Here is a 5,476-nt window from a genome sequence, read left to right on the forward strand (position 1 = left end):
AGTTAATAAGTGCGTGCAATGCTTTGCCATTGATAGAATTTAGCACATAAGTACTCATATCATTGTCATATTCTATTTGCTCTTCTTCCTTTTGTTCTAGTAGTAAAAAAATAATCTCTTTTGCTTGAGGAAGATATTTCTTATCAAATGCATTATCATCACTTTTTGTTCCATCTTCTATTAAACTTGCTATTTGACCTTTTAGCCATAATACATATTGCTCTTCTGATGCAAAAAAATCTTTATCTAATATTTTTAAAATAAACTCAAAAACTTTGCCCCACTCAAATTTTTTCTTTTCTTTCCAAGCGTTTGTAAAACCGTATATAAGATGATATTTGTAGATCCACTGTAGCTCTATAAACCTCTCTATTTCTAACGAATACTTATTTGGATTTTCTTTTACACAATCTGCCAAATCATTAGCCAGTCCCTCAATCAGATCACTATCTCTAGTAAATCTCTCTTTTTCTATTTTTGATGGATCAAATGTTTTGATTACTTGGATAATTTCATCTACTGTTTTATTGCAAAAAACTTGTTGCTCTTCAATAGGACTTTGATGACCAATCCACTCTACGCCACTACTCCACATATCAAACCCTGGATGTTCTAGATCAGAAGAGTTTACAGCATTATATTTTTCATACAATTCTTGTGCTTTCGCACTCGATGCTTTGATACTCCACAACCACTCTTTTTTCTTATAGGCTGTAACAATCTCCAACTGTTCAGCAGAAGCATCATCATAATATTTGGAGTAATCTAAGCTTTCTATCCAATCTATCAACTTTTCGAATTCATCTTCGCTAAATTTACCGTTATTATCTTGCAAAAGTTTATAAAGTTCATGTTTGAAGGTAGTATTTATCGTATCTTTATAAGCATCAAACCAGTTCCAAAACAACTCTTTTAATTCATCATACTTATTGTTGATAGTATGAAATGCTAACCTTTTAAAAATAGGATGTTCTTCATCTAAAAAATTTTCTAAAATTTTTTTTACCTTATCTGCATCAAGATACTCTAACAGATCTCTTGTAAAAGATATAAGCTGATTATCATACCTTTCAGGAAAACTATTTTGAGGGTGATCTTCAATAGAAGCTATCCAGACATTGTTAAATGCAGCCTCATCTTCCTCAATAACCTGTTCTAAAATGGATATTAATATCTCAAGCCCAGCTATATCAATCATTTCAACTATTGATTTAGAGTGTTTCTCTAAAAGGCTATTTAACCAATATTTTTCAAGTAATGGCTCTCTCTCCTGATAAGATTTCCCCTTATCTTTGATATCATAATCAAAAATAACCCTTAAAAGTTTTAAGATATATTCAATCATACTATTCTCAATCAGCACAGGTAAGACAATTTTTTCAATTTCACTGTTTAATAGACCGCTACCTCCAGAGTCTTTCAAAAGCATATGAATCAGGTCAATATGTTCTAGTGTTATATTCTCCTTTGGGAGATTAAACAAAATTTTAACTATAGAATAATCAGTGTAATAATCATAACTTTTATGCTCTTTTCTATACTCAAAAAATGCATTGACTATATCAAGTAAAATCTTAGTAGTCTCACTTCTCTCTTCTTCTTTATTTTGCAAAGAAACTGTTTCTAAAAAACTCAAAAAAATTCTCATGTCCTTTTGAGGTTTAAAATAGTTTTCTTTATACAATGGGTCAAGCCAAACATAGAGATTTTGATACTTTGAAGCATTTTGAAAAAAGTATTTTTCATAATCTGCATTTAGCTTCATTTTTTGGATAGTTGATTCGACTTTATTCAAAACGGATTCCTTAACACTTCATCTATCTCATCAAAATTATTTTGCAAAACATTTGTCGTAGTTTGAATTTGCTTTACCCACTCTTCTATAACGATTGGCAACTGCTTAAACCCTTTTTTATCTTTTGAATATGGTATGAGCTTCACTTTCATCTGATCAAAATACATCTGTTCAAAATCACAAAGTCTTTTTTCATGAGTATAGTACCCACCAAGATAAAAATAATGATTTTCACTAAGGGTAATATTTTTATACATATGCTCTAGTAATTCAAATTCCCCAAGCCCGTAACCTACAAATAGCACTGTTTTGGTAAAAAGTGATTCTAAAAATTTTATAAACTCCTTGTCTTTGTATCTTGTAAAATATTGTTCGACCGTAAAAATCAAACTAGCAGGTTCATTTATACTGCCATGTATTTTGTACAAATTTTTATTTACAAGTGCAGTGCTTCCTGTAAACTTATTTGTTATGATATTTTGAGGGTTAAATATTTGGTCTATGTGTCTGTCAGCGTTTGTAGTGACAAAAATGCCGTTTAGATTAAGAAGATCTCTATAAGTTTTTAGTTTTGGGTTTGTTGATGTAACTTTATCATCGTTTAGTGATTTTTTCATCTCTTCCAAAAAAAGTTCATCATTCCCACTTTGAGATAAAATGCCATTACATATGGTAATCACTTTTTTACTATTGCCACTTTGTTCAAGCATGTTTTTTAATTGTGTTGCTTCAAAGTTATTTAGTAATGGTTCATCTGAGCCTAATGTATTTTCACATCGTTTGATTAAATCGTTTGCTAGTCCATTCCAATCTCTACAACCTAGTTCATAAGACATACCTGCACCTATAAATATTACCAGTTCACCAAGTTCGGCAGCTCTTTTTATTTGTGGTGGTAGTTCAGGTATTTCTATTATTTCCATTAGTTCTCAAACGCCTCTTTAAGTACGCTTTGCATTAGTTTTTCTGTTTCTGTTTTGCTGTTTTGTACTTCAAGTTCCAGTGCATCGCATGTAGCCATAAGTTTTTCTACTTTTTCAACTATTCGTTTTTGTTCTTCTAGTGGGGGGAAACTCATTACTAGCTCTCCTAAAGATGTACCATTAACATTTGGTTGCCCTGTACCCATTGATTTTGCGATAATTTGCTTCCAATACAATGGGCTTTCAAGTATTAATTTTAAATACTGTTCATTTATAAAATTGCTGGGGATAAGTCTTATTAAGTATGAGGCAAAAACAGATTTAACAGGAACATTTGTCATCAAAAATGATTTTCCTACTGTTCCACCAGTTCTTGCAACTAATATATCCCTCTCTTTGAGTAAATATTTTTCCATTTCTTCATCTGAAATCTTACAATGTGGTACTCTTTCCCAGTTTACAGAATTATTTTGAATATCTGTAATACGGAGCATTTTAGGTTCATCACAAGTTTGTTCAGCTGATGCAGTATAGCCATAATGAATATTTTTACAAACATTGCTTAACCTACACCAAACCCATCCATCTGGAAGTTCATAAGGTATTTCATCTTCACTGATTAGTGGTAGAGGTTTTTGTTTTTTTATTTTTCCCTCTTTGATGAGCTTCTCTTTTTCTGCTTTTATCTTCTCTAGTAAAACCTCTGCACTTTCATCATTTGGATCTTGTGGAACTAGCTTACCGCTTACTGCATCACTGAGTATTGAGCTTCTAAGTTTGTTTATTAGTTTTGATTGTGTTTGAAGTTCTTCTAAAACTTTTGATTGTTTATTTTCTACAGATTTGATTTCATCTACTATTGATTTTTGTTCTTCTATCTCTGGCAATAAAATATTTAGTTGCAACAATACTTTTTCATGAATACTTTTTTGTGCCGATCCAGAAGCATTTAAAGCTTGTAACTGGTCTTGAAAATGATTAGTTTGTAAATAGTATTCAAGATACTCAGGATTTAAAGTTGCTTCTATTGAAAACATAGGCATATTTTCAGTTACTACACAACCATGAACCTCTTTTGGAGCTATACCGTAAGAACCATTTTGAACACCTTGTCGTGTGAAGATAAAAGTATTAGGATACTCTTCAAGGTCTATAACAAACTGTCTCTTACGCCCAATATCTCTACCAAATTTAGTTCCACGAAATGAAACCCCACTATGTATAGAAATAGTTACTTGTCTGTATTCTGTATCATCTTCAACAAAATGGTATATTTTGTACTGTTTTAAGACTTCTGAGAATTTAACCTCTCGCATTAGCCAAACCTCTTATCTCTTCAAGTAGCTCTACACTTTTACTCATCGAAGCTTCTATCTTATCTATAATCTCGCTTGTTGTAAGTTCTTCTTCTACTTCACCCTTATGAGGATTTTTTACATCAAGATTAAAGTTATTTGCTTTGATAGTGTCAATGCTCACTTTGTAAGCCAGTTCATTTTCAACTCTATCGTTCCACCACTTTTTCAGCTCTTCAAAGTCTTGTAGTTTTACGGGTTTTGTTTTTGTGTATTTTTTATACCCTGATGGCAGTGGTTGTTCATAGTACCATATCTCTTTTGTTGGCTCACCTTTTGTAAAGAAAAGCAGATTTGTGTTGATGTCCGTATAGGGAGCAAATATCCCGTTTGGAAGTCTTACTATGGTGTGTAGGTTACACTCTTCAAGGAGTTTTTCCTTTATCCTAGCCGTTACGCCATCACCAAAAAGTGTACCGTCTGGCAGAACTATCCCAGCTCTTCCTCTTGGTTTTAGCATCTGTATAAACAGTAGTAGAAACAGGTCTGCCGTCTCTCTTGTACGGTAAGTTGCTGGGAAGTTGTTTTCTATCCCTTGCTCTTCCGTTCCTCCAAAAGGCGGATTTGCCACGATGCAGTCCACTCTCTCATTTGGAGTAATGTCTTTTAGGGGATAAGATAACGAGTTATCATGTCTGATACTTGGCGTTTCTATATCGTGAAGTATAAGGTTAGTTAGACATAGCATGTAGGGGAGCTGTTTTTTCTCTATCCCTTGGATTGTATGTTCTAGTGTCTTTTTATCTTCTGCCGTTTTTACATCACTTTTCATAATGTGGTTTATGGAGCTTATAAGAAAGCCTCCCGTTCCACATGCAGGGTCAAATACCTTCTCACCGAGTTTTGGATCAACCATCTGCACTATGAACTCTGTCACGGCTCTTGGTGTGTAGTACTCTCCTGCGTTTCCTGCACTTTGAAGATCTTTGAGTATCTGCTCGTACATGTCATTGAAAAGATGTCTGTCTGAGAGATTGTCAAAATGTATCTCTTCAAGTTTATTTACTACCTGTCTTAGAAGTGTTCCAGATTTCATATAGTTGTAGGCATCTTCAAACATACCTTTTACAAGTGGAGCGTAAGCATTTGATGTCGTGATGTCAAGCTCTTTTAGCGTAGGAAAAAGCTCATTGTTTATAAAAAGCATTAACTCTTCCCCAGTTAACCCCTCATCATCCGTAGCCCAACTTCTCCATCTAAGTTTTTGAGGGATTGGAGATCTGTAATTTTCATTTTCTAGTTCAAACTCTTCCTCTTTTGCATCAAATACTTTTAGAAAAAGCATCCACACAAGTTGTGAAATTCTTTGAGCATCTCCATCGACACCCGTATCTGTTCTCATAATGTTTTGAATTGATTTTACGATATTTGAAATATCTGCCATAATTTATTTGTTCCTTTTA

4 protein-coding genes are annotated in these 5,476 nt (G+C 33.2%); all 4 read right to left on the reverse strand.

The genetic code is table 11. The features are described from left to right. A partial coding sequence (locus PHI38_RS08745) for a hypothetical protein (RefSeq protein WP_299855173.1) occupies positions 1–1,684 on the reverse strand: 1,684 nt, incomplete at its 3' end. Between the two features lie 107 nt (positions 1,685–1,791). Further along, complete coding sequence (locus PHI38_RS08750; protein WP_299855176.1) at positions 1,792–2,718, reverse strand: SIR2 family protein; 927 nt, start codon at positions 2,716–2,718, stop codon at positions 1,792–1,794. After that, positions 2,718–4,034 carry a restriction endonuclease subunit S gene (locus PHI38_RS08755; RefSeq protein WP_299855178.1) on the reverse strand — a complete coding sequence of 439 codons (1,317 nt, stop codon included), beginning with the start codon at positions 4,032–4,034 and terminating at the stop codon, positions 2,718–2,720. The genes PHI38_RS08750 and PHI38_RS08755 overlap by 1 nt, the downstream gene beginning before the upstream one ends. After that, positions 4,021–5,457 (reverse strand): N-6 DNA methylase, encoded by a 1,437-nt coding sequence (locus PHI38_RS08760; protein WP_299855181.1) that lies wholly within the window; start codon positions 5,455–5,457, stop codon positions 4,021–4,023. The genes PHI38_RS08755 and PHI38_RS08760 overlap by 14 nt, the downstream gene beginning before the upstream one ends. Between the last annotated feature and the right edge of the window lie 19 nt (positions 5,458–5,476).

Origin of the sequence: Sulfurimonas sp. (assembly GCF_028694895.1) — a bacterium.
In the GTDB taxonomy this organism is placed as follows: domain Bacteria; phylum Campylobacterota; class Campylobacteria; order Campylobacterales; family Sulfurimonadaceae; genus Sulfurimonas.

Bases quoted from the DNA above. Each gene is read 5' to 3' on its own strand.
- PHI38_RS08750 (WP_299855176.1), bottom strand. From the start codon at position 2,718: ATGGAAATAATAGAAATACCTGAACTACCACCACAAATAAAAAGAGCT.
- PHI38_RS08755 (WP_299855178.1), bottom strand. From the start codon at position 4,034: ATGCGAGAGGTTAAATTCTCAGAAGTCTTAAAACAGTACAAAATATAC.
- PHI38_RS08760 (WP_299855181.1), bottom strand. From the start codon at position 5,457: ATGGCAGATATTTCAAATATCGTAAAATCAATTCAAAACATTATGAGA.